Genomic DNA, 25,109 nt, shown 5'->3' on the forward strand with positions numbered 1-25,109 from the left:
TGGTTGACAGAACCGCCCCAGGAATGACCGGCCCGCCGTCCGGCATGTTTGACCACCCGGCACCCGTTGACCGTCCAGAGGGCAGGGGATGGCGTTAAATCGGCATGGCTTACCACCTGCAACCCGCCCTCAAAACCATCATTGAATCACAGTGAACCATAGCGGCAATTACTGTGTTAGTGCATACGCTTTACATACACTCTGCAAAAAACGCACTGCCTAAAACTTACATTTTAAGGCTGTTTTTACGTGGAATTTTAACGAAGTGGCGGAGAGAGGGAGATTCGAACTCCCGGTACCTTTTGAGTACGCACGCTTTCCAGGCGTGTGCTTTAAACCACTCAGCCATCTCTCCGCACAATTATCATCAACGACCTACGAATACGAATCTCGGCCCAGTCTGCCCCTTGGCCATCGTAATCTGATACTGTTTCCAGAAACAGCGATCAGATCACGGCCGCCAAGCGCTGGGAGCAAATACCAGTTCCGAGCTTGATTCGCTTCGTACCGTCGCGAAAATTATTTGCATGAATCCGCGCCGAGGGCAAGCGCATTCGTCATTCGTCATTACCGGCGAAAACCTCGCCTGGGCCTGATGATTTGTTTAATTTAATGCAATGCGTTTCTGATAAAATGAATAATATTGCTTTATAACCACGGATTCTGTGCTACTTTAGCCGTGTGAATACCAGCATTCCAAAGATTCAGAGCGATTCGTTGCAACCGGGGCAGGTGTGGAAAATGGCCGATTGCAACCTGGAAATTGGCAAAGTCGGCAAGCTCCTCGTGCATTACAAACACTACCGTGGAAAGGTAAAGCGAGTCCAAACTTCGCTCACCACCAAGCGGGAGATGTGCAAGTATCTGCTCGACCACAAAGCGGTCAAGGTGGCTGCGTGAAGATAACTCGGCTTGATTGGTTGGGAGCGTGGGTTTAGGCCGCGTTTTTCTTGCAACCAATCTGCTAGCCGAGGCTTGGCGATGGATAAAGCATGGGGCCGGAGTAACTCCAGAAAAAACTTTCGCTGGCTTGACCCTTTTGCCGGGGACGCCTATAACCACTGGTCCATAAGCGCGGGCGGTTCGGTCAACCGCGCCAGCGCGGGATGCAGTGCCTCCATAGCTCAAATGGATAGAGCGGCGGTTTCCTAAACCGTTGATCCCTGTTCAATTCAGGGTGGAGGTACCAGTTTTTATACTCAGTGGTTTATGAACTATTACTCGCTACCATTGGCCTTGGTGCTGGCCGTTGCCTTGGGTGTCCTGGTCCGGGCGCGGGCGGATGAGATGGCCGCGCCTGCCGCCAAGTGCGTCGTCTGTGGCACCGAACTCAAGCCGGGTGCCAGTTACCTGTCATCGGGGGGGAAAGCGTATTGCGGACAAACGTGCCTTGCCCAGACCCTCCCCAAATGCGTCGTCTGCGGCCAACCGGTACTCAACGGGTTGGTCGGTGCGGATGGCAAGTCCTATTATTGCTCTGCCGCGTGCCTGCAAACCACCTATCCGCCCTGCGCCATCTGCGGCAAAAAGAATCGAGATGGCAGCTACATTGCTACGGGCGACAAGGTCTATTGCAGTCCGGAATGCCATCGCAAATCCTGTCCCAAATGCGCGGTCTGCGGCCAGCCAGTGGTCAAAGGCCTAACCAGCAAGGATGGCCGGAAATTCTTCTGCTCCACCCAATGCCTGGAAACGACCTATGACACCTGCACGCACTGCGGAAAGAAAACCAACGGCGGCACGCATTTTAACGGCGACCGCACCAGAATATTTTGCCGCACCTGTGGGGAATTGACGAAATGCTTCAACTGCGGCCTGCCGGATGAATGCCTGAGCCTGGACGATCATCGCCCGATTTGCCAAGCCTGCAAACGCACCGCGATCATGGACCTCGCCGCCGCCCAATCGCTCTTGAACGAGGTGCGCAAAACTATGAGGGACAAGCTGGCCATTGGCACGGAAAGCGACATCCAACTCGCCCTGGTCAGCAATAAACAACTGAACAAAACCACGCGCTGGGCACCCCAGGATTCCCCTGAATTGGGCCGTTACCAATACACGGCCACGACGAATACGATACGCTACACCACCACCGGCAAACCGGATGATGTCAAAGTGACTATCAAGGAGACGCATGAAATCCAACTGCTCTACGGGATGAGCCGGTCAAAATTCATGGAGGTGGCCGCCCATGAACTCGCCCATCAATGGATGCAGATCCAGTACCCCGGCATCCAGGACACTAAAATCAAGGAAGGCTGGGCGGAATATACCGCCAGTCGGGTGAATTCACTCTACCAGTTCGACCTCCAAAACCTGCGCCTGGAAGGCAATGATAACCCGATCTATGGCGATGGCTTTCGCATGATCCGCAGCCTCGCTGAGACCAAGGGGAAACGGGGTTTGCTCGAGTTTTTGCACGCCAGTAACGACGCGCACCGCTGAAAGATGTAAAAAAAGGGCACCGCCAAAGCGGTGCCCGGTTAATCAGATCACGGGAACAATCGCTTAATATTCGCGGTTCTTCACAATGCCGGGTTGCGGAATGGGGTATTTGCCAGCCGCATCGGCCACCAGCGGTGCCGGGGAATCCTTGGTCAACTTGTCCAGGCCGGGCGCAAATTCATGTTCGCAATTGAGCATCTGGTCAAAGGTGATTTCCTGGCCGGTATGCGCCGCCATACGGCCCATGCTGGTGGTTACGCTGGCTTCGACACCGCGTTTGACTTCGCTGTAGGGCTGATTGTTGCGGATGGCGGTGGTCAGGTCATTCCATTCGTTCAGGTAGGGATCGGTTTCGCCAGGGATGGCTTTGGATTCCCAAAGCTGGCTGGCGCGATCCGGATTCTGGCCCTTGTAGGTGCTGGACGGCGCGCCGCAGTCGCTGTTCTTGGAAGCGATGGCCAAACCCTTGCTGCCATGGACGTAGCTGGCGTAAATATCCTTGCAACCCGTCATGCAGCGGCCGTCGAAGTTGAATTTGCTACCATCGGCGAAGGTGTATTCGACCGCATAGGTATCCAAATTCTGATCCACATAGGTAATGCCTTCAGGGCTCTGGCGGTAATGACGGCCACCCAGCGCCTGGGCTTTCACCGGCCAGGCATTCTTCATCCAGCACAGATGATCAATGTGGTGGATGTAGAAGTCGCTGTAGTTGCCACCGCTGGCCCACAGGAAGCTGTGGAAGCGCTGGATTTGGTAATCCAGTTCGCTGATGTCCGCCGGCTTGGGCTTGGAGGCGAAGAAGCCAACCGGGCCGTGCATGCGGTAACCACGCATCAGAATGATGTCGCCGATCTCACCGTCCTCAATGCGCTTGTGCAGTTCCTGGAGCGGGCGGGCGTGGCGGGACATCAAGCCCACGCCGACTTTCAGGTTCTTGGCAGCCGCGTCTTCGGCGAGTTTGAGCATGCGCCGGCTGCCTGGTCCGTCCACCGTAACCGGCTTTTCCATGAAGACGTTGAGGTTTTTCTCGATGGCGTAGGTGAAATGGACCCAGCGGAAGGCCGGTGGGGTGGTGAAGATCGCCACGTCGCCCGGCTTCAGGCAATCCATGGCCTGCTTATAGGCATCCAAACCGATGAACTGACGATCCTGAGGTACCTCCATTTGCGGCCCAAAATGCTTCTTCAAGTTCTCAAAACTGTTTTGCAAGCGGTTGGGGAAAACGTCAGCCATGGCCACGAGCTTGACCGGGCCGGTCTTGACGGACATGGCGTTGGCCGCCGCGCCCGAGCCGCGCCCGCCGCAGCCGACGAGGGCGATCTGGATGGTGTCACTGCCGGCGGCATGGACGTGCGGAAGGGCCACGCCCGCAAGGGCGGAGGCTGCGGCCAAGCGACCGGTGGTTTTGATAAACTCGCGACGCGAGCCATTGGACTGTTGATTGTCGTTCATAGTATTGCTGGCGGTTGTTTTGTTAGTACTTCGACGCCCCGCCTGCGATTCCAGGCAAGGCCTCTATTTCATATTCTGTAAAGTCGTTGGTAATTCCATATCATGAGATGATTGAGAGTGCAATGGCTTTGTGACGATCGTTAAAATTGGGCAGCGGTTTGAATATTTCAGTCTTTCAAGTCATTGCGACTTGCGTTTTGCCAGCGTGAGCGTTATTGGTGTGCCGATGTTTATGGCTGCCAATTTCATAAAACGACTGATGTCCTGCCGTATCAAGGCCGCCATCGGACATGGTTATCCATGAATGGTACCACTCCCAAAGTAACCGTCATCCTGACGGTTTATGAACGAACCCAGTTTCTGCGTGAGGCCATTCAGGGAGTTTTGCAGCAGGATTATGACAATTATGAGGTGTTGGTGACGGATGATTCGGCCAGCGCCAAAATTCAAAGCATTTGCGAGTCGCTAAATGTGGGGGGGAGAATCAGATATCGGAGTAATTCTCCGCGCGCAGGGGTGGCGTTGAATGTGCGTGCTGCGTGGATGGAAGCGCGCGGGGAATTCGTCACCATCCTCAACGATGATGATGCCTGGGAACCAGGCTTTTTGCGTCACTTGGTTTCCGCACTACAAAAAAATCCTGATTGCGTTCTAGCCTTTTCGGATCACTGGCTCATGGATAGTCAGGGGCAAATTGACATTGCGGCTACGGATGCCAATACCCGGCTTTACCGGCGTGATCGTTTACCCGCCGGCCCGATAAGCGCCACCGCGGACCTGGTGTTAATCGGCAATAGTGTTCCGCTCGTCATGGCTGCAGTTATTAAAAAAAGCGCCATCCCCCCTGAAGTGCTTTCCCGGGAAGTTGGCGGCGCTTATGATTTTTGGCTTTCCTGTTGTCTGGCCGCCACCGGCCGCCCGTTTTGCTATGTTCCGGAACGGTTGACCCGCTACCGACTGCATCCGCAAATGGAAACCGCGCGTCAAGCCGAGGGCAAATCCCTGGAAATGGTGCATATTTTTCAAGCCCTGCTGGACACAAACAAGTTTCCCCGGCACGCGCCATTAATCCGCCGCCGTTTGGCTGGGGCATTTTTCCAATGCGGCAAGGAAAGTCTGCAATGGGGAAACCGCCGGAATGCCCGCCACTATTTCAAACGCTCGCTGGCAACGGCGGTCTCCTTGAGACCTATCGTGGGATTGATGCTGGCTTGTCTGCCGGATCGGAAAACTGGCGATACAAACCGCGATCCGGCCTGAGAGAATATTCTACCTGCCTGGCCAGCCACGATGCGTTCCAAGAGAAGTGTAACGTTTTGCGTTGCGTTAGCGTCTAGTGCAGTAGCTTGAACGACTGTGGTAACCATCTTAGCGAAACGAAAGTAACCGGCGCTGGCAACGACGCCTTGTGCTTGGCCTCATGGCCCCGGCACCAGGTAAAACTGGCGTCCTTGGTGCTCGTGACGGCGGTGGCGGCTGCGTGGTTGGTTTCCGCCGGGCATCACCGACCGCTCGAAACGCAGTCCGCCAGTCACTTGGAACTGCCATGGATCAAGCCCGCTATCGAAGCCCCCAATAGCTGCCGCCATGTGTTTTTCAGTCCGGCGGCCCGAACAAACGTCAGTTATCTGCTGTACCTGCCGCCGGATTATGTGCGGGATGACAGCCGGCGCTACCCGGTCCTGTACTGGCTACACGGCACAGGCTATGGGCTGATTGGGGTTCCGGAGTTCGTGCAGCATCTGGATCAGGCCATCCGCGATGGCCGGGCGCCGGCGATGATTGGCGTGTTTGTGAACGGTCTGACGCACAGCCGGTACCTGGATTCCAAGGATGGCCAGGCACCAGTGGAGAGCATGTTTATTCATGACCTGATCCCGCATATTGATGGCGCGTACCGCACGCTGGCGTATCGGGAAGGACGAATCATTGAAGGCTTCTCGATGGGTGGTGAAGGGGCGGCCCGGCTGGGTCTAAAGTATCCGGAAATATTTGGCGCGATCTCGGTGGTGGCTGGTGCGTTTCCAAATCTGGAGAACGTGTTAAAATTCCAAGGGTCCGTCTTCCATGAGGTATATGGGGATGATTTTTATTATCTGCTGGAGAATAACCCGCGTCATTTCGCGGAGATCAATTCGTATCAAATCTCCGGACACACGGTTATGCGCATCGTGGTGGGGACGGCGGATAATCTGTGCCGGATCAACCATGCGTTTCATATCCGCCTCCAGCACTTGGGGATTGACAACGATTTCGAGGAGTTGGACGGGGTGGCGCATGATCATACGGCCATCTACGCGGCCTTGGGAGAGAAGAACTGGGATTTTTATTGGGAAGCCGTGAAGCAGGGACAGCCACTTCCGGAGCCGATGACGGCGAGGGATGTGGATGATGAGGGAGATGGACTGTAAGGGGAAATGCGGATTGCGGAAGGCAGAGGGATCAGGAATGGGTGAATCGAGCGGCAATGGCCTGATCTTCGGTGCCCACCACGCTGACGTTCGCGGCAGAGCAGCAGCCCTGCGACAGGGCATCGCACGCGGCGACACATTGCCAAGCGGCGGCGGCAATCAGACCCTCACCCAAGATCATTTTCGGACTCAACCGGGCGGCGGTCCAATCGCGCCAGACATCCAATTCGGCAGCGCTGGCGCGGCATTTGCCGCGCACGCTGTCGCACAGGAGTTCATCCGGCTGGCAGGGCGGCAGAGCGGCTCGCATGGCGCGAACAGCATTGCGCCGGGTCAGGTGGGGTGAGTAGCGCATCGGGTCGGTGATGCAGGACAACTCGACATTTGACGGCGCAGTGCCCAAATAGACGGCCCCGGCACCACCTGCCGGTTCAGCGGAATGGTCGTAATGCCAGACGACGTCCACGAGCAGCCAGTTGATTTCCTCGGAGCCGACGACGAGACAGCCATCCACACTGCCATCTTGAAGCCAATCCGCCGCGAGGCTCAGTCCGTGAATAAAGGCGGAGCCATCCCCAAGCACGGAGTACACCTGAACGACGTTGGTGAGAACGCAGGCAACATGGCTGGCGGGAGCGTTGAAAACGGTTTCCGGGAACACCAGTGGGCTGGCGGTCAGCGGGTCTTGCAGGACTTCGCGGAAAAAGCGTTCGGTGTATTGCACGCAGCCAGCGTTGACGCACATGACGAGGCCGAGCCGGGCCGGCGGAGCGGGCAACCGACTGGTGGCGGATTGCAGCGCCTCCAGCGCGGCACTGGCCGCGTGGGTGGTGATGGGGCTGGTGCGGCGCAAACGCGGATGCGCCACGAAGGCGGGGCGCTGCGCGGGTGGCGGCACTTCCCGGACGCGGAACGGCTTGGTCCAGCCGGGGCGAGGTAACGCTTTGGCGGGGATGGGTTCACCCTTGGTCAGGGCGTCGCGCAAAGCAGGCACACCCCAGCCAGCCGGGGAAACCGCACCGAGCCCATGAACGTAAATGCGGCTCATACCCACCTCCGCAGGATGATGCTGGCATTGGCACCGCCAAAGCCGAACGAGTTGGAAAGGACGGTATCCACCCGGGCCGCCGTGGGGCGGGTGACGATCGGAAACGCGCAGATGGGATCAGGGGTTTGCAAGGTGACCTCCGGCGGGAGCCATTGTTCACGCAGGGCCATAAGGCCGATGACGGCCTCCACGGAACCGGCCGCGCCGAGCAGGTGACCGACGCTGGCCTTGGTGGAGCTGACCGGCAAAGTGGCGGCGCGCGCGCCAGCCCAACGGTTAATGGCCTGGGCTTCCGCACCGTCGTTCAGGACGGTGCCAGTACCGTGCGCGTTGACGTAGTCCACCTCCGCCGGAGTGATGCGGGCGGAGGCGCAGGCAGCGGTCATGGTGTTCAACGCGGCGTTACCCTCCGGATGCGGCTGGGTAAGGTGATGCAGATCAATCGCGTGGCCATACCCGAGAATCTCCCCAAGAATGGGCGCGTTCCGGCGTTCGGCGCTGGCCAGGGTTTCCAGCGTCAGAACCGCCGCGCCTTCACCCACGGCGAGGCCATCGCGCCGGGCATCGAAGGGACGGCAGGTGGTTTGAGACAGCGCCTGCAGAGAATCAAACCCGGAATAAACCAGGAGGCTTAGGGCATCGTAGCCGCCGGCCAAAATGCGTTCGGCGCGGCCCCATCGCAACATTTCAAAGGCGTGCCCGAGGGCGTTGGTGCCAGAGGCACAGGCGTTGACGAGGATGGAAACCGGGCCACGGGTGCCAAGGGCCTCGGTCATCTGGCGCACCTGGGTCTGGGACATGTATTGCCAGGCACGGGTAGCTTGGCGGCGATGTGCGTTAGGCTGGTAAAAGGCCTGGCGATAATAGACTTCGCCCATGGACATGCCGCCGCTGGTGGTACCGATGACACAGGGGAAATCGTCGTAGCGCTGCCAACCGGCCTGGGTCCACGCCTCATGGGCGGCCAGCACCAGCAGCCGGGCAGCGCGGTCTAGGCGGCGCGCATTCTTGGCGGTCAGCCGGGTTTCGGGCAGATCGCGGGGCAAATCCACTTCAGCAGCAACCTTGGTACGATGGCGGGAGACATCGAACAGGGTCACAGGGCGAACGGCGACACGGCCTTCACGGAAACCATCCGCATTGGCGCGCCAGCCGAGGCCGAGCGCGGTAATGATGCCCGCACCAGTGATGACGACCCGGGGCGGCGACGAGGTAGTTGGAGCGGGAAAGAGCACGCGGATTCCTAGGATAACGAGGATTCAGGCAGGCGCATGGCGCCTTTGCGCCAGTTGCTGGCAAGCTTGTTGACCCCGCCCTGGAACGCCATGTTCATGGGCAGGAAGAAACGCCAGAAGGAGGAGGTGCCCCACAGGCGCTTGAAAATTCCGGAGGGACCGTAACAGGCTTGGAGCGTACGATAGTAGCCCTCCTGCAACTGGTCGGTCGTGAAATTCTTCGGGCGATAGACGACGCGCCCGCCATCGTAATAGTTCCAATCCTCGGTAAGCAGGCGGCCCTGTTCCTTGAACCGCTTGAAGACGCGGGTGCCGGGATACGGGGTGAGGATGGAGAAATGAGCGATCTCAATTTTGTTGGCCAGGACAAATTCCAGAGTGCGGTCCATGACGCTGAGTTCATCGGTGTCGAAGCCGAACACGAAGGAGGCATCAATGCCGATACCGTGGTCATGGATTTTTTGGACGGCCTCGCGGTAGAATTCGGGATGGTTGACCTTTTTGCCGATGGCGTTGAGGGTATCCTGGGAGAGGGTTTCAAAGCCCATGAAAAAGCCCATGCAGCCGCTGCGCTGGCAGAGGCGCAGGAGTTCGGTGTCCTTGGCGATGTTCATGGAGGTCTGGGCGAACCAGCGCCACTTCAAATCGGCCAGGCGGGTGAACAGTTCGCGGGCATAGGTGCGGTTGGCGACGATGTTGTCATCCACGAACAGGATGAGGTTCTTGAGCGTGAGCGGCCCGCCCTCGAACCAACGGAGAGCGCGCACCTCATCCATGACTTCATCGAGGGTGCGGGTGCGGTAGGCACCACCGAAGGAAGTGGTCACGGCGCAGAACTCGCAATCGAGCGGGCAACCACGTGTGGTCTCGACGAAGTGTACCGGGAGATAGTTTTTCTTGCGGAACAGCTCGCGGTCCAGCGGCGGCAGATGCAGGAGGGAGGGTAGACCGTTTTCGTGCCGGTAAAGGGGTTTGAGAGCGCCCTGCTCGAAATCGCGCAGGGCCTGCGGCCACAGAAGTTCGGCCTCGCCCACGATGACGCTGTCGCAATGGGCCATGGCTTCCTCGGGCAACTGGGTGACGTGCATACCGCCCATGATGACCTTGATGCCGCGCGCGCGAAAGTGGGCCGCAATCTCATAGGCCCGCTTGACGGTGGGGGTCATGGCGGTGATTCCGACGATGTCCGCCTCAAGCTGATCGAGCTGGAGCGGTTCGACTTTTTCATCCACCATCTTCAACTCCCAATCGGACGGCGTGAGGGAGGCGACGCGGAGCATGCCGAGGTTCGGCAGGCGAAAGAAAAAATCCTTGCCGCCCATCAGGCTGGTGGGGGCGAGCGGAGAAATGAGGAGAACACGTTTCATGCGTGGTGGATGGGGACGGGCTGCGGCATGATGCGCTGCAGCGCGGCGAAATAGCTCCAGAGGGGACCGGTGACGCCGCGTTTGCGCAGGCGCTCGACCAGTTGGGTGTAACCGGCCTGGGGATCACCCGGAATCCAACTGGGGGAACGCGTGGTGAACGTCCGCATTTTATCAAAAATCTGGTCGGCGGTCAGGTCGGGGGCGAGATAATAGCAGGGCTTGAGCAAATCGGTTTCGGCGGTGACGCGCCCCTCGCAGATGGCGCGCTGGTGCAGCGGGGTGCCGGGATACAGCCGCATGCCGACGACGGCCATGATGACGGGATTGGGGAGGCGCAGGGAATTCTGGAAGGCTTCATCCAGCGTCTCCATGGTCTCGCCGGGACCGCCGCAGATCAGGAAATGGCAGTAATCCACCTTGCATGCCCATGCCAGTTCGCTGGCGTGGAGGATGTCCGCAAAGGTGAGGCGTTTGCCGTAGGCTTCGAGCACGGAATCGCAGAAGCTGTCCGAGCCATATTCAATATGCACGAGGCCGGCGCGGGCCATCAATTTCATCAGGTCCGGCGTGAGACCCTGCGGACGCAGGAAGCAACCCCAGCGCATTTGCACGTTGCGACGGAGAATCGCCTCGCAGATGTCGCTCACGTGGCGCGCGGAGGAGTTGAAAATGGAATCCACAATGAAGACGTAGCGGACTCCCTGGGCTTGGAGTTGGGCCATTTCCTCCGCCACAACCTCGGGGGGACGGCGGCGATGGGCACGCCCCTCGATGACGGGATAGGTGCAATAGCAACAGAGATGGGCGCAGCCCCGCTGGGTCTGGAGGTTCAACATGCCGCTGGCCCCCAGATAATGGGCGCGCACGGCGGCGGGACGGTCTTCGGGGCTCAACTGGCATTCAATCGCGGCGCGTCGGGGCGCGTTGGCAACAACCTGGGTATCGCGCCAATAGACGAGGCCGGGAATATCCTGGTAATGACCGCCGTTGCGCAGCGCAGCCAACAGGGCCAGCAGGCTGGATTCGCCTTCGCCCTGGATGCCGAAATCGGCCTCGCCGAATTGCAAGAGGCGCTCGGGGAAGATGGAAAAGCCGCTGCCACCAAGAATAATGGGGCACGGATGCACACGCCGCACTGTCTGGCTGATGGAAATCAGGGGGCCGAAATAGATCTCCTGCTTGCGAATGACGACATCGTCAATATTGCGCAGGGAAACGCCGATGAAGTCGGGGCGATAGGTGCGGAGAACCTCTTCCAGAGATTCGCCCTCCATGAGCAGATCAAGCCAGCGGGTTTCGTAGCCGGCCTGGCGCAAAGCGGAATTGATGTGGGCCAATCCAAGCGGAAAAACCTGGTCCGGTGCCACACAGCGATTAATGCTGAGGAGCAGGACCTTGCCAGGTGCCGACGGGGGTCCGGCGACACCACCATCACCCTTTATTGGTTCGGGGCTGACCATCGTTCGGGCAAGGGTAGCGTGGCTTTTGAGGTTTGTCGAGCACTGCAATTCTGCTTGGTTTTGGCGCATGGAGACCTACACTGCCGGTATGCTTTGTGCGTGTTGCAAATCGGAACGATTCAAGTTCCTGCTGAAGAAAATCGGCAGCCTGGTGCTGGCCGGGATCGTCATGGGCTGGGCCTATTCGTGGGCCGCACCGCGCTTTTACAAGCCGGATCAAACCGCCGGTTTCTGGCTGGGCAACCTGCACGGCGCACTGATGCCGGTGGCGCTGCCCACCTTGTTGATGGGGGAGGATGTGCCGATTTTCGCCACGAAAAACAACGGGCGCCCCTATAAAATTGGTTACATCTTCGGCATCAATGCGTGCGGATTGTTGTTCTTTGGGCTGACCTTCTGGAAGCCGAAGAGTGGCGAAGGAGCAGGTCCGAAACCTCCCAGTACCCGCTAAACGGTTACTAAACAGGTGGGTAAACAATCCCTTAAGCTATTCAACCATCAGGCCTGATGGCATCCCACAACGTTTCGAAGGGCACCCACGAGTGGCTAGAGGAAATTGTGCAACTCCCCACCATGCCATTGTCAATGACCCCTTTTCCCCTCCCCAGAGGGGTAATTGCAGAAAACGGGGAAATGTGAAAATGCAGTGACAATCACCCAATTATTAAACTGAAACGCTAACCGCATCGCGACCAGTCCGGCGATAGAAGGTAAAACCAAATTCCTATCAGTTTTGCCGTTGATTCGGGCGAGTTGACTGATTAACCTGTGTCCATGAAATCCTTAGTGCGATGGCTTTTGGTGCTGCTGCTTGGCGGGGCGGGTGTTGAGGCGCGGGCCGGCAGTGTTGATGAATCCAATCCTTTGGCGAACGGACGTTTCCGGTGGCAAGCCTCGGACCCGTTGATTGATGTCGGCCCCGGACGCCAGGCCGATGATCCCCAGGTTTCCATCAAGGACCCCACCGTCCTGTTCCATGAGGGGCGCTGGCACGTGTTCGCCACCGTCCGCATGAAGTCCGGCAAGGTGGACATGCAATACCTCAACTTTGCGGATTGGTCGCAGGCCAACCAGGCGGAACGTCACGCGCTGAATCTGCATGACCAATATCATTGCGCGCCGCACGTGTTTTATTTCACCCCGCAGCGGAAATGGTATCTGGTGTATCAACTGGCCGATAAAACCCGCACCCCGCCTTTTGGCCCGTGCTTTTCCACGACGGACACTCTCACGGATCCCCGGTCCTGGAGCCGCCAGCAGGCGATGGTCACCAACGCGCCCGCCAAACCCAAGTGGCTGGATTTTTGGGTGATCTGCGACGCGACCAAGGCCCACCTGTTCTACACTTCGCTGGATGGCCGGATGTGGCGGCGCGAAACCCGTAAGGCCGACTTCCCATTTGGCTGGTCCGAGCCCCAACTGGCGTTGCAGGGCGACATTTTCGAGGCCTCGCACACCTACAAGCTCAAGGGGCTGAACCAATACCTGACCGTGGTCGAGGCGCAAGGCGGCGGCGGGCGCTACTACAAGGCTTACCTGGCCGACCGCCTGGAAGGCCCCTGGAAGGGAATTGCCGACAGTTGGGCTAAGCCTTTCGCCAGCCGCAACAACGTGACGCAAACCACCCCATGGACCGCCAGCATCAGCCACGGCGAACTCATCCGCACCGGCGTGGATGAAACCATGGAGGTGGACCCCGCCAACCTGAGGTTTGTTTTCCAAGGCGTCAGCGACGAGGGATACAAGGGCAAAGGCTACGGCGGCATTCCCTGGCGGTTGGGCATCCTGGAGCCCAAGAAACAGGATTAAAGGTATAATATCGAAGTTCCGAACTTTAAATGCGGTAGCAAAAGACGTGATATTCAACCTCCGAACACCAGAGCTGGTATTAACCGCATCGCGGTCAGTCCGGCGATAGGAGCTAAAACCAAATCTATCAGTTTACTTATGAAACTCAAACCTCAAATACTGACCGCCGTAGCCAGCCTGTGCATCCTTCTGCCGGGGATGACTCTCGCTGGCTCGGTTTCCTTGGCAAACACGACCATCTTTGGTTCGAACGTCTATGTCTTCGATGCCAGCATGCCAGCCGTGGATATTCAGAATACCGCCTCCTCCATCTTCGTGAAGATGGAGGCCAACCAGTTCGGCTCTGAGCGCTATGCGTTGCTCTTCAAACCGGGCGAGTACAACGTCAACTTCAACGTCGGTTTCTATACACATGTGGCCGGTTTGGGGCAGACTCCTGATGATGTGCATATCAAGGGTGGCGTGAACGTGAACGCCCAGTGGATGCCCAACGCCAATGCGACGTGTAATTTCTGGCGGACGCTCGAGAATTTCGCCGTCACCCCGTCGGCCACCAAAAATATTACACGCATCGCCGTCTCGCAGGCTGCGCCGTTGCGGCGATTGCACGTCAAGGGAGAGTTGCATCTGTTCGCATTCGACTCAAAGTGGAATGCGGGTTGGGCCAGCGGCGGTTTCCTGGCCGACTCGATCGTGGACGGCAAGGTCGTCCCCGCCTCGCAGCAGCAATGGCTGTCGCGCAACAGTAAGTGGTCGAATTGGGGCAATGCCGTATGGAACATGGTCTTCGTGGGCTGCCTCAACACACCGGAAGGATCGTTCCCGAAACCGGCCTACACGGTGATCGACCAGACCCCTATCATTCGCGAGAAGCCCTACCTGTATCTTGACAAGTCCGGCAGTTATGGTGTTTTCGTGCCGGCATTGCAGGTCAATGCCAAAGGCGTCAGTTGGGCGGCCGGTCCCACGCCGGGCACCTCCATCCCCATCTCCCAATTCCATATCGCCCAGCCCGCTACTGCGACCGCCGCGAACCTCAACGTCGCCTTGGCTGCCGGTAAGCACATTCTGTTCACGCCGGGTGCCTATGCGTTTGAAGATACGCTGCGGGTTACCAAACCCAACACCATCATTCTCGGCCTCGGGGTGCCCTCGCTGGTCGAGACCAGCGGCCTGCCGGCTATTTCGGTGGCGGATGTGGATGGCGTGACGATTGCTGGTCTGACGCTCGAAGCTGGTGCGGTCAATTCCGCCAGCATCCTCGAAGTCGGTCCCAAGGGCAGCACCGCCGATCATTCCGCCAATCCCACCTTCCTCTACGACCTTACGGTGCGTACCGGTGGCGCGACTGCGGGCAAGAACGACGTGGGTATCCTGATTAACAGCCATCACGTCGTGGCGGACCAAGTCTGGATCTGGCGCGCCGACCACGGTGCAGGCGCTGCGTGGGCCACCAACCCAACGAAGAATGGCCTGCTCGTCAATGGCAACAACGTGACCGTTTACGGCCTGTTCAATGAGCACCACAATCAGTATCAGACGCTGTGGAACGGGAACGGTGGTCGCGTCTATTTCTACCAATCGGAGATTCCCTATGACGTGCCCGACCAGGCGTCCTGGATGAACGGCACGATCAATGGCTACGCATCGTACAAGGTCGCTGATACCGTGACTAGCCACGAGGCGTGGGGTCTCGGCGTGTATAGCTACTTCCGCGATGCCGCCGTCAAGCTCAACAGCGCCATCGAGGCGCCCGCCGCCAAGGGAGTCAGGTTCCATAACCTGACGACCATTTGGCTCAACGGCAAAGACGGCAGCGAGATTACCCATATTATCAACAACGCTGGTGGCCGCGTGTATGGGAGCAAGCCTGCCGAAGCTTTCCGCCAAACGCTGAATGAATTCGGGGGCACCGAGGCACGTTGATTTCTCAGGCTAAGATTACCATGAAAACCAATTCAATCCTCACGTTCAGCATTGTTCTCTCCTGCGTTAGCATCTTCGCGCAGCAACCGGTCGTTGTCGGCAAAGGCTCTTATGCCTCGTTTCCTCCGCCGGGCCAGATGATGGATAAAAAACAAAATGTGGACCGCGTGGAAGAGACCGAGAAGCGGAAGCTCTACCTCGTCAAGGACGATGGCCGCCCCATCCCCAGCAACAAGTGGTATCAAAACCTCCTGTTCCAGCAATACGGCACTGGCTTGTGGGCGATGCCGCACAAGGTGGATGCCACGAAGGAGGGTATCGAGTTGTTTTACCCCACGAAACCCAATGGTGATGGCACCCGCATGGTTACTGAATTTCCGCTCGTCATCACCGGCAAGGATTTCAAGCCGGTGGATTCGCGAGCGAAGGCTTGGACGGATTGGACGGTTTCATTCCGACCGTTCGAGAGCGACTCGCGTTTCATGGATGTGACGCTTGGGGAAGGGATGCCGGCCGTGTGGTGCGAGTTCACGGGCGTGCAGCCCATTATCGCGTTTGGCGGTAACGGCGGCAAGGGTAGTCGCGGCAAAAAACCGGCGTCGTTTTTCGATCTTGCCGGCAAGGCGGCCTCGCTGCCTGTGACCGGCGACACGCTCGGCATCACCTACGAAGGTCGCTCGTATGGCGTGTTCGCGCCGGATGGGACGAAGTTCGAGCAAGGCGTGGACGGGGTGTCAGTCGCGTTTGCGGGCAAGGGCGCGTTTCTCGTCGTGTGTCCGCTGCCAGCGGAGAAGGACATTGCGCTTTTTCACCAGCATGCCTTCGCGGTGCCGCGCGACACGCAGCTCTCGTGGAACTACGATCGCAATGCGGGCACCATCACGACAACCTGGAAAGTCATGGCCGAGCCGCTCAAGGGAAGTGGCAAAAGTGTTATTCAGGGTTTCTTGCCGCATCATTGGCGCGAAAACACGGCCAAGCTCGATCTCAGCGGTCCGAACTTCACGACCATTCGTGGCGCCATGAAATGTGGCGCGGGCGAGACGTTCTCCGTGGCCTACCCGTTCCATGGCATTCTGCCGAATCTGCCCGTGCCAGTGGCGAAGAGCTACGACGGCGCACGAGTGAAAGAACTGCTGACACAGCATTTCACCGACCCGAAAAAGAAACTGGGCGGCGACACGTATTGGGGCGGCAAGGAGCTGGAGCGTTTTGCCCAAGCGGCATTTATTGCGGCGCAGACGAAGGATTCGTCGCTCGCGGTCATCCTTGGAAAATTGCGGGAGGGCATGGAAAACTGGTTGACGTACACTCCGGGTGAAAAAGGCCAGTTTTTCGCCTGGTACCCGCATCGCAAAGGATTGGTCGGATTCCCCGCCTCCTATGGTTCGGAACATTTCACGGATACGCATTTCCATCAAGGTTACTTCGTTTATGCGGCGGGGCTGCTGTGCCAGCTTCAGCCGGACTTCGCCGCGGCCTATGGTGAGTTTGCGCGGCTGATTGCAAAGAATTACGCGAACTACGATCGCAACGACTCGCGTTTCCCGTTCTTCCGCACGTTTGACCTCTGGCGCGGCCACAGCTTTGCCGATGGCAACGGTTTCCCCGACGGCAATAACCAGGAATCCACCGGCGAGGCTGTGAATAGTTGGGCTGGCATGATTCTGCTTGGCGAGGCGCTTGGCGACGCCGACCTTACCGCCGCCGGGGTGATGGGCTATTCGTTCGAGTCGCGTGCGAACGTCGAATATTGGTTCGATCCGCACGGCGATGTCTTCCCGAAGAATTACGCGCATAAAGCCTGCGGCATGATCTGGTGCAACAGCATCGTCTGGGGCACGTGGTTCACCGCCAGCCCGGCGTGGATTTACGGCATTCAATGGATTCCGTCAGGCCCCCACGCCGCGTTCTACGACCGGCAGCCGGCGCTCATCAAAAATGCCTATGCGGAGGTGGTGCGCGAGTTGGAGGCCTTTGAGGCCAGGGAGGCGGCCAAAAAGGCAAACTACGTGATGAAGCCGGCCACCATCAAAACGCTGGGCGGCGAACTCGGCAGTTATCACCTCGGTTTCCTCATGCATGCTGACGCTCCACGTGCGGTGGCCGAAATGGACAAGCTCTGGGCCGAGCCAGGGGACAAAGTCGCGCACAATGAATGGATGATGAACCTGTACTATCAAGCCAGTGCGCTCGCCGACCTTGGGCGCGTGGATTGGGCCTGTCACGGCAGCACCCCGACCTCGATGGTCTATGCGAACGCGGCGAAAAAGACGCGCACCTGCATCGCCTGGAACCCAACCGCCAAGCCGCAGACCGTGCAGTTCTTTGAAGGAACCAAACCCCTCGATAAACTCGTCGTTCCCCCGTACAGCATCGCCAGCGCATCCAAGTGAAATAGGAGAAATTCATCAAATGGCCGCATTTTGAATGGAAATTACCACGCTAATCGGTCGAATATCTGGCAAAATTGCTCGGATTATCACGCTAATCAGTCGAATATCCGGGTAATTTACCCGGATTATCACGCTCTTTTGTCGAATATCTGCCAATCGAACCCAAATTATCACGCCGTTTAGTCGACTATCCGCTTAATTTACCCGGATTATCACGCTATTTACTCGACTATCCGCTTAACTTACCCGGATTATCACACTAATTTGTCGAATATCCGGGTAATTTAAGCGGATTACCACGCTCTTTAGTCGACTATTTGGCCCCTAAACGGGGCGAATTGGATTCCGTTATTGCCTTGGCGCGCAGTTTTGGGCAATATCTGCCCTCAGCATGAGCACGACTTCAAACCCGACGCCCCCAGTTGCGGCCCCGCCGCGACTCGATCCCATTCTGGTCTTCAGCGCCCTGGGCAATCCGCTCCGCTGGCGCATCGTCAAGCAACTCGCCGACGGCAAATGCCATTGCGTCGCCGATCTGTCGAAGGCGATGGGGATGAAATCGAACGGCATTGGCAAACACCTCGGCATCCTCCGCGATGCGGGCATCCTGATCCTGGTCGCCGATGAGAAGAGCGACGGGCGCATGTACTGGCATCATCTGCCGGCCGTGTTCCGCGCCACGCCGGGGGTGTTGGATTTCGGTTGTTGCGTGGTGCGGCTGTGAGGGCGCCACCCGCTTGGGAGGCCGCAAATAAATGGCCCGCGAAATAATCGAATATTGCCTGCAACGAAGCAAAACGAATGAATTCAAAGCGCAATTTTCTCGGAAGATTGGCGGCCCTGATCGCGTGTGTTTCCGCTGCGTGGGGAGTTGACCACGGTCCATTTTCAATTACCTCGCTTACCCGCATTCTTCTTGATCTCTTCCACGGCCAATGGCGCATTCCGGTCGAAGGTGCGGGGCGGTAACGACCATCCCACCTGCTGGTCTTCAAAGCGGATGTCCGTGTAATCGCCGCCGGTCTCCCGTAGTACCACGCGGCGCGTGCCTTTTAGATCGGGCGTGAGGTGAACCTCAATGGCCTGCATCATTTTGCGCATGGCTTCGTTGCGCGGCACCAACGTGATCACCGGGCCGCCCGCCGCGTTGGTCAGCGTGGCTTCGTAATCCCGCTGGTTGCTGGAGTAGCGGCCTTCCATGACCCCGGCGATTTGCGACACCACGTTTTGCATTGCCGCCGCCAGGCCCACATCCAGCTTCTTCCACTTATCCTCCACCCACTCGAACTGCGCCACACCGGCGCCATCCGAGACCAGGATGGATTTATACGGCTGGGTGATCTCCCAGCGGATGCGCCCGGGCTTTTGGAAGCAAAGAAAACCCTCGGAACGTAACGGCTCCGTGAACAGTGACAAATGCCGTTCTTGCACGAACCGGGTGAAAATCGTCTCCGCCTGGCTCATTGCGTGGTTGACGTCCTTGAGGGTGGGCGCAACCGGCGCGTTGGAAGTTTGCGCCGGGGCCGGGAGGAGGCATCCCAACATCAAAACGATACCCCAACCGAGCGGGGACCGGCTGAAGCCGCGACTCCGAACAACAATTCCCAACACCAATGCCAGCGCGCCGCCCCAACGGTGGGAGTGTTTCAGCGGCACATGAATCAGCCATTGCATGGCCATGGAGGGTAGGGGAGACCTGTCCGTTGGTCAATCGGCCAATGGAGTTCGCAAAACCCAGATGTGGATTGATCCTCAAACTCATTTTGCCATGCACCTGATGATTCAATAGGGCGGGTTACAGTTGTTTGGAAGCGCTTGGGGCAATGCGGGGACCATTGGAGTCACCCACTGACGAATCAAAGCCTGTTTCATAAATGGATAACCTTGGCTGCCGTTGGCATATTCTGAAAAACCTTCAACCTGTTAGCAGGTACACCCAAAAACAGAGAGGTAAAAGAGCGGTTTCAACCGCATTTTACCGAATGATTTTTAAGAAGTGGTGGCTGGGGGCGGAATTGAACCGCCGACACAAGGATTTTCAGTCCTTCACTTGACAGTTCACAAGTATCATGTTAAGTTCATAACCAGTTCGGTAAATACGGGATAAAAAGCCTGTATTCGTGATCTAAAACCAAACTGCGAAAGGATAGTTTATGAGACTTGAGAACATGAAAAGTGGAACAGAAGTGGAACAGATAAGTGGAACAGAGAAAGTCCGGCGGGCGGGCAAGTCGCACGTGGATTACTGGATGCCACGCCTCAAGAAACGTAGCTACGCATGGGAGGGCAAGACGGTTGAAATACCAGAATGGCAGGTGCGCATTGCCCACTTGGGACGGCGGGAATGGTTCAACACTGGAACCGCCAACAAAGCCGCCGCTGCCGAAAAGGCCCGCACGATCTATCTTTCCCTGATTTCCAAAGACTGGCAAACCACGCTTGATGCCTTTAAACCTGATATGCAGGTGAGCAAGGACGGTTGCACCGTGGGCGAATTCCTCGACCAAGTAAAAGCTGTCAGCGGGTTAAAGCCGGGAACCTATGAAATTTACGCCAAGAAATTCCGCTCCCTGGTGGCAGGGGTGTTCAAGATTGACGGCGGGAAAGATAAACACGACTACGTTCACGGCGGGCATAAGAAATGGATGGAAAGGATTCACCGGGTGCACCTGGACAAGCTGACACCAGACCGGCTCAATGATTGGAAGGTGCGCGAATTGAAAGACGCCAGCCAAAACCCGTTGAAACTTAAACACGCCAGCGTGACTATTCGCAGCATTCTGCTATCCAGCAAGGCGCTGTTTACCGCCGATATTAGAAAACACCTAACCGCGCGCCTGTCCTCGCCGTTACCCTTTGAGGGCGTGGAACTCCCCAAGCTGGGCAAGTCCCGTTACAAGTCGGAAGTGAATCCCGCCGTGTTGCTGATCGCCGCCAAGCGCGAACTGGCCGACGGCATCCAAGGCGAGAACCTGCCCGGCAACCCACGCCCGGAACTGTTCAAGATTCTACTGCTGGCGCTGGGCGCTGGTATGAGGCGCGATGAAATAGACAAGTTGCAATGGAAACAAATTCAATGGGATTCTAATACCATCCGCGTGGAAACCACCGAACACGGCGGCACCAAAACCGATGAATCCGAGGCCGATATTGACGTTGACCCCGGTTTGCTGGAAATCCTGAAAACGTATCTGCCCAAACCGGGCAAAGGCTCGCCGTTTGTCATCCAGTCATCAATTCAGCCAAGGCCGGACTCTACGCGCAACCATCATTACCGCTGCAATCGGCTGTTTAAAGAGTTGATCCAATGGCTACGGGGCAAAGGGCTATCGGCTCGCAACGCCCTGCACGCTTTGCGCAAAGAGTTTGGCAGCCAGATATGCAAACAAGCGGGCATTTACGCGGCTAGCGCCGCTTTGCGGCATAGTTCGATCAATTTGACCCGCGAATACTACGTTGACAAAAAGCAACCCACGTTCCTGGCAGTTTCCAAGCTGATGAATGAACAGCCGAAAGGCGAACAGCAGACAAAGACCGCGCAAAATGCGGCATGAGGCTGACCATGGCAAATAATGCAGGCAAGCACCTTTAGACCTAAACAAAAAGCTGATGAAAACAAACCGCAAACCCAGAGCCGAGAAACAAGCACGCAAAAGAACCACCGAGGAGCCAATTGCCGGAGCGAAACGCCAAGGCCGGAATCGGCCACCGACGGGCGCACCACCGGCGGACTTTTTGCAGCATTTGGATATTGATCCGGTTGCCGCCTTTATCGCAAGTGAGGACTGGAAAAAGGAGCGGCAATCGTTATTCGGTAATCAGACAAACAGCGAGGTGTTTAAAAATTTTCTACTCGCTTTGGTCGAGTTAGCTGACAGGACCATCCACCCCAAGATAGCAATGCGCGGTACTGAAGACACGGCCAACGACCTTGCGAGCGCGGCAATAATTGCGACTCAATTTTTAGAGCGGGTGGCGGCGATAGAACGCATAGGTGTTTCTCTGGCTGCAATGAAACATCCTTGGTGGCCTGTGCTTTTGGGCCTTGGGAGTAAACAAGATCCAAAAAATCCGAAAGGTGAACCTATCTTGATTTTAAAAAGAGCAGAAGAAGCAAAGGAATACCTGTGCCAGATAAAACTCGGTCAAAGCACTGAAAACAGCATCAAACTTTTCGGTGATCCAGATGCGTCCCCTTTCAATAAGGCGGCGGAACGCCTTTTGCAGACACTTGTCCAATTGCGGAATAAATGCCCGGACAATATCGAAAAAATAACGCCTTGGCAAAAAGACCTCTTTGCCCTTGATTACCCAATGACAAAAGACAATGCAGAACGCTGGTGGACCGTTGCCAAGGCTTGGATGGTTGAATACTGGAATAAAACTGATGGCGCGGCCTTTTTGGTGCTGCAAAATCACTGTAAAGTTGGCAAAGTACCTCTAGCCGATGCACCATTATATCCCTCTGAAAAACGCCGGAATATAATTGATATTCGTTTACGTGAAGCTTTCCTTGCGCTAGCAAAGTAGTTTGACTTGTAGGGAACTGGCGGCAAACACATACAAGTGTTTTACTAGTAAAAGTATTGTTATGGATTATTATTAACGCATGAGTACATGCGTTGATAGTATTGAAAATAAACTCGCTGGCGAGCAGCCGCCCATCAGCAACAGCGGCACGAAACAATTTGGCCGATCCCAACCCGCTGCCAATCTTCTTGGCAAGGGTACTGGCCAATGCCCCAGCACAGATGCCGCTACCCAAAATCGGATTCGCGACTCGTTGAGCCGCCGGGAACTGGCGCGACGGTGGCACGTTTGTCCCCATACCATCGCCCGGAGGAAAGACTTGCGTCCTGTACGCCTGAATCAGCGACTAATTCGGTATTGGCTAGATGAAATCTTGGCGATTGAAGCCGCGGCCCAGCCTTAAGCCAAAAAATTCGCCGCGCACCCGGACAGGATTACGCGGCGAAAAACCGAACTACTTATGCAAGATATTCCAATTTCGCTTCTAATTCAAGACCTGTTGCGCCGCCTTGAGTCCCGTAACGGCAAGCCTGCGACCCGAACAAATAACGGATGGCAGGCGCTCTGCCCCGCGCACGACGACCACACCCCAAGTTTGTCAATCACCGAGGGCGACGCCGGGCGCGTACTAGTAAAGTGTTTTGCCGGGTGTACTGCTGCTGCCGTTTGCGGAGCTTTGGGCTTGAAGACGTCCGACCTGATGGCCGAAGCGGCACCCAAGCACAACTGCAAGCGAATCGTGGCAACCTATCCTTACCACGATGAAACCGGGCAACTGCTTTTTGAGGTTGTCCGGTATGAACCCAAAGACTTTCGCCAACGCCGCCCGGATGGCAAGGGCGGCAGGCTTTGGAACATGGATGGCGTTCGCCGCGTGCTGTATCGCCTGCCCCAGGTCAAGACCGCCATGGCCGCTGGTGAACAAGTTTTCATCTGCGAAGGGGAAAAGGACGTGGCCGCACTGGGAAAAGCAGGGTATTGCGGGACGTGTAACTCTGGCGGGGCTGGTAAGTGGCTCGCTCAATATAATGCCGTCCTGACTGGCGCGGATGTTGTCATCATTGCGGATAGAGACCAACCCGGACGCAATCACGCTGCCCAAGTGGCCGCCTCGCTCCATGGCAACGCCGGTTGCGTGCGCGTGGTGGAATTGCCGGACATTGACGGCAAGCCGGTGAAGGATGTTGCCGACTACTTTGCCGCCGGTGGGCAGGCTGCTGACTTCTGGGAACTGTGCCAAGCCGCGCCAATCTGGACGCCAAGCGCCACCGCGAAAGTTGAAACCGCCGATGGCACTGATGATATTGCTGCCGAAATCAGAGGCGCGATTATCGCCATTTTGACCGATGGCAACATGTCCACATTGCAGCAGCGCCAGCAAATTTCCGCCGCCGTTGTGGGCGGGTTGTCTAAAATTGGCACGTTTTATTTTCATGCGACGTTGCGCGATTTTAAGTCCGCCTTGTTTTTTAATAGGCAAACCAAGCGCTTGGAAAATATTGGTAGCGACGCATTCTCGGCTTGGTTGTCCAGTTTGATTAAAGTGAATCGCGCCGAGGCCTTATTTAAAAGCATCTTCGCCGAAGTTCAAACCGCTGCACTTGCCAGTCCGCTCACCAGCGGAATTGAGCCTCAAAGCTTTTGGGCTTCGCGGCCACAGGCAATCTACCTTTCCAACGGCGACGGCCAGCTTGTGAAAATCACCGCGCAGAGTTTCACCCTTGCCGATAATGGCACCGATGGGGTTTTATTCGCCGCCGGTCGGACATTGCCCCCTTGGAAACTGGTAGTGCCAAAAGACCCGTTTACCGCCTCCGTGTTTGCCAACGGAAGTTACTTGGCCAACCATGGCAAAGACCTTTTGCAACTATGGGTTTATTCTTTTTCGACAAACCCAAAGAGCAAGCCGCCGGTTTGCATATCGGGCGACGTGCGCAGCGGCAAGACCCGCACGGCGAAGGCTATCGCAGAATTATATGGGCTGCCCTTCATTGCCTCGAAAGTTGAGGAAAATGGCGAAGATGATTTTTGGCCAGGCATGGACGCTGGCGGATTATTCACCCTCGACAACGCAGACACCCGCGTTCGCTGGCTGGTGGACGCGCTTGCCAACGCCGCAACGGATGGTTGCGCACAGCGCCGGAAAAAGTACACGGACGCAGACCAGGTTATTTTGCGGGCACGGGCTTGGCTGTGTGTCACGTCGGCAAATCCTTCTTTCGCCAGCGACGCTGGACTTGCTGACCGTCTCTTGGTTATCCGGCTTGGCAGACGGGAAGGCACCACCAGCGACACGGCGCTTTCGGATGAAATCGCTGCCATTCGCGACGCTGGACTTTCGCACATTGTCGCTACGCTATCAAAGGCCCTAGCGGACACCTCCCCAACGCCGGACAATTTGAACGCCCGGCACCCTGATTTTGCCGCGTTCGCCGTGAAGATTGGCCGGGCGCTTGGACGAGAATCCGAGGCACTCGCTGCATTGCGTGCCGCCGAGGAAGACAAATCCGCCTTTTGCTTGGAAAACGATTCAATCGGGGCGGCTTTGATTTCCTTCATTAACAATGCCAAACATTTCACGGGAACCGCCAATGAGCTGGCGCAAAAGTTGCAGGCTATTGATTCCGAACTATGCCAAGGAAACTTAACCGCAAAGCGGCTTGGAAAACGAATGGTAACGCTCTGGCCGCACATTGCAAAGGCATTCGCCATCGCTCTAAAGGAAGTGAACCGATCAGGAATTACCATTTTTACCTTTGAAACCGCCCCAGATGCAGGGTGTGCAGGGTTTAAAACGGTGATTTCCTAAAACTCCCTACGCAAGACTCATATATAGACTTTTGGGAAATGACACAAACAAACCCAGCAAAGCCTGCAAGCAGACCAGCGTCACGGTGATATGATTGACAGTACATCAATGAATGATTTTTGGGGGTGCTTAACAATTCTCCATTGAAAGTTATCTTCATTTATGAGGCTATAAATATTTTCGTGTAAGTGGCCGACGATAGCTGAGAGGATAAGAAA

General features: G+C 56.8%; 20 protein-coding genes and 2 tRNA genes. 15 read left to right on the forward strand and 7 right to left on the reverse strand.

The features are described from left to right. Positions 1 to 266: 266 nt before the first annotated feature. Positions 267 to 355 (reverse strand) — tRNA-Ser (locus WCO56_18970). A 326-nt stretch (positions 356 to 681) separates the two neighbouring features. Here WCO56_18970 and WCO56_18975 point away from each other — a divergent pair. From WCO56_18975 to WCO56_18985, 3 genes are all read left to right on the forward strand, one after another. Beyond that, a complete protein-coding gene (locus WCO56_18975) occupies positions 682 to 900 on the forward strand; it encodes a hypothetical protein (GenBank protein ID MEI7731663.1) in 219 nt (72 codons plus the stop codon). Between the two features lie 213 nt (positions 901 to 1,113). Beyond that, positions 1,114 to 1,189: transfer RNA gene (locus WCO56_18980), tRNA-Arg, on the forward strand. A gap of 20 nt (positions 1,190 to 1,209) precedes the next feature. After that, entirely contained in the window at positions 1,210 to 2,445 is a 1,236-nt protein-coding gene (locus tag WCO56_18985; GenBank protein MEI7731664.1) for a hypothetical protein, read from the forward strand. A gap of 63 nt (positions 2,446 to 2,508) precedes the next feature. On the opposite strand, the gene WCO56_18990 is transcribed toward WCO56_18985, so the two are convergent. Further along, a complete protein-coding gene (locus WCO56_18990; GenBank protein ID MEI7731665.1) occupies positions 2,509 to 3,900 on the reverse strand; it encodes a Gfo/Idh/MocA family oxidoreductase in 1,392 nt (463 codons plus the stop codon). Between the two features lie 130 nt (positions 3,901 to 4,030). Between WCO56_18990 and WCO56_18995 the strand changes: the two genes are divergently transcribed. The 3 genes from WCO56_18995 (at position 4,031) to WCO56_19005 (ending at position 6,311) form a co-directional block, all read left to right on the forward strand. After that, on the forward strand, positions 4,031 to 4,204 hold the full coding sequence (locus WCO56_18995; protein ID MEI7731666.1) for a hypothetical protein: 174 nt from the start codon (positions 4,031 to 4,033) through the stop codon (positions 4,202 to 4,204). Beyond that, positions 4,201 to 5,160, forward strand: coding sequence for a glycosyltransferase family A protein (locus WCO56_19000; protein ID MEI7731667.1), 960 nt, complete (start codon positions 4,201 to 4,203; stop codon positions 5,158 to 5,160). The genes WCO56_18995 and WCO56_19000 overlap by 4 nt, the downstream gene beginning before the upstream one ends. An 86-nt stretch (positions 5,161 to 5,246) precedes the next feature. Next, positions 5,247 to 6,311, forward strand: coding sequence for an alpha/beta hydrolase-fold protein (locus WCO56_19005; protein MEI7731668.1), 1,065 nt, complete (start codon positions 5,247 to 5,249; stop codon positions 6,309 to 6,311). A gap of 31 nt (positions 6,312 to 6,342) precedes the next feature. On the opposite strand, the gene WCO56_19010 is transcribed toward WCO56_19005, so the two are convergent. Genes WCO56_19010 through WCO56_19025 form a run of 4 tightly spaced genes read right to left on the reverse strand, consistent with a single transcriptional unit; the run spans position 6,343 to position 11,298 of the window. Next, positions 6,343 to 7,359: a hypothetical protein gene (locus WCO56_19010; protein ID MEI7731669.1), complete on the reverse strand. Its 1,017-nt coding sequence runs from the start codon at positions 7,357 to 7,359 to the stop codon at positions 6,343 to 6,345. Then, positions 7,356 to 8,594, reverse strand: a complete 1,239-nt coding sequence (locus tag WCO56_19015; GenBank protein MEI7731670.1) for a beta-ketoacyl-[acyl-carrier-protein] synthase family protein — start codon at positions 8,592 to 8,594, stop codon at positions 7,356 to 7,358. The genes WCO56_19010 and WCO56_19015 overlap by 4 nt, the downstream gene beginning before the upstream one ends. Before the next feature lie 8 nt (positions 8,595 to 8,602). Continuing rightward, a complete protein-coding gene (locus WCO56_19020; protein ID MEI7731671.1) occupies positions 8,603 to 9,961 on the reverse strand; it encodes a radical SAM protein in 1,359 nt (452 codons plus the stop codon). Beyond that, complete coding sequence (locus WCO56_19025) at positions 9,958 to 11,298, reverse strand: lipid biosynthesis B12-binding/radical SAM protein (protein ID MEI7731672.1); 1,341 nt, start codon at positions 11,296 to 11,298, stop codon at positions 9,958 to 9,960. The genes WCO56_19020 and WCO56_19025 overlap by 4 nt, the downstream gene beginning before the upstream one ends. On the opposite strand from WCO56_19025, the gene WCO56_19030 reads away from it, so the two are divergent. The 5 genes from WCO56_19030 to WCO56_19050 all read left to right on the forward strand — a co-directional run bounded on the left by WCO56_19030 (position 11,288) and on the right by WCO56_19050 (position 18,276). Continuing rightward, positions 11,288 to 11,872, forward strand: a complete 585-nt coding sequence (locus tag WCO56_19030) for a hypothetical protein (protein MEI7731673.1) — start codon at positions 11,288 to 11,290, stop codon at positions 11,870 to 11,872. The two genes, WCO56_19025 and WCO56_19030, sit on opposite strands and share 11 nt — an antisense overlap. A 323-nt stretch (positions 11,873 to 12,195) precedes the next feature. Then, positions 12,196 to 13,230 (forward strand): non-reducing end alpha-L-arabinofuranosidase family hydrolase, encoded by a 1,035-nt coding sequence (locus WCO56_19035; GenBank protein MEI7731674.1) that lies wholly within the window; start codon positions 12,196 to 12,198, stop codon positions 13,228 to 13,230. Positions 13,231 to 13,368: 138 nt separating this feature from the next. Continuing rightward, positions 13,369 to 15,156, forward strand: a complete 1,788-nt coding sequence (locus WCO56_19040) for a fibronectin type III domain-containing protein (protein MEI7731675.1) — start codon at positions 13,369 to 13,371, stop codon at positions 15,154 to 15,156. A gap of 20 nt (positions 15,157 to 15,176) precedes the next feature. Then, positions 15,177 to 17,552, forward strand: a complete 2,376-nt coding sequence (locus tag WCO56_19045; protein ID MEI7731676.1) for a glycosyl hydrolase — start codon at positions 15,177 to 15,179, stop codon at positions 17,550 to 17,552. A 391-nt stretch (positions 17,553 to 17,943) separates the two neighbouring features. Further along, complete coding sequence (locus WCO56_19050) at positions 17,944 to 18,276, forward strand: helix-turn-helix domain-containing protein (protein ID MEI7731677.1); 333 nt, start codon at positions 17,944 to 17,946, stop codon at positions 18,274 to 18,276. A 164-nt stretch (positions 18,277 to 18,440) separates the two neighbouring features. Here the strand turns inward: WCO56_19050 and WCO56_19055 are convergent, their stop codons facing one another. Continuing rightward, the gene (locus WCO56_19055) at positions 18,441 to 19,226 is read right to left on the reverse strand and encodes an outer membrane lipoprotein carrier protein LolA (protein ID MEI7731678.1); all 786 of its coding nucleotides are present in this window, start codon (positions 19,224 to 19,226) and stop codon (positions 18,441 to 18,443) included. 494 nt (positions 19,227 to 19,720) lie between these two features. Here WCO56_19055 and WCO56_19060 point away from each other — a divergent pair, with 494 nt between their 5' ends. The 4 genes from WCO56_19060 to WCO56_19075 all read left to right on the forward strand — a co-directional run bounded on the left by WCO56_19060 (position 19,721) and on the right by WCO56_19075 (position 24,891). Continuing rightward, positions 19,721 to 21,106: a site-specific integrase gene (locus tag WCO56_19060; protein ID MEI7731679.1), complete on the forward strand. Its 1,386-nt coding sequence runs from the start codon at positions 19,721 to 19,723 to the stop codon at positions 21,104 to 21,106. Between the two features lie 55 nt (positions 21,107 to 21,161). Next, positions 21,162 to 22,082: a hypothetical protein gene (locus tag WCO56_19065; GenBank protein ID MEI7731680.1), complete on the forward strand. Its 921-nt coding sequence runs from the start codon at positions 21,162 to 21,164 to the stop codon at positions 22,080 to 22,082. Between the two features lie 79 nt (positions 22,083 to 22,161). Beyond that, positions 22,162 to 22,485, forward strand: coding sequence for a hypothetical protein (locus WCO56_19070; protein MEI7731681.1), 324 nt, complete (start codon positions 22,162 to 22,164; stop codon positions 22,483 to 22,485). A gap of 57 nt (positions 22,486 to 22,542) precedes the next feature. Then, complete coding sequence (locus WCO56_19075; protein ID MEI7731682.1) at positions 22,543 to 24,891, forward strand: hypothetical protein; 2,349 nt, start codon at positions 22,543 to 22,545, stop codon at positions 24,889 to 24,891. Positions 24,892 to 25,109 lie beyond the last annotated feature (218 nt).

Source organism: Verrucomicrobiota bacterium, assembly GCA_037139415.1.
Lineage (GTDB): Bacteria > Verrucomicrobiota > Verrucomicrobiia > Limisphaerales > Fontisphaeraceae > JBAXGN01.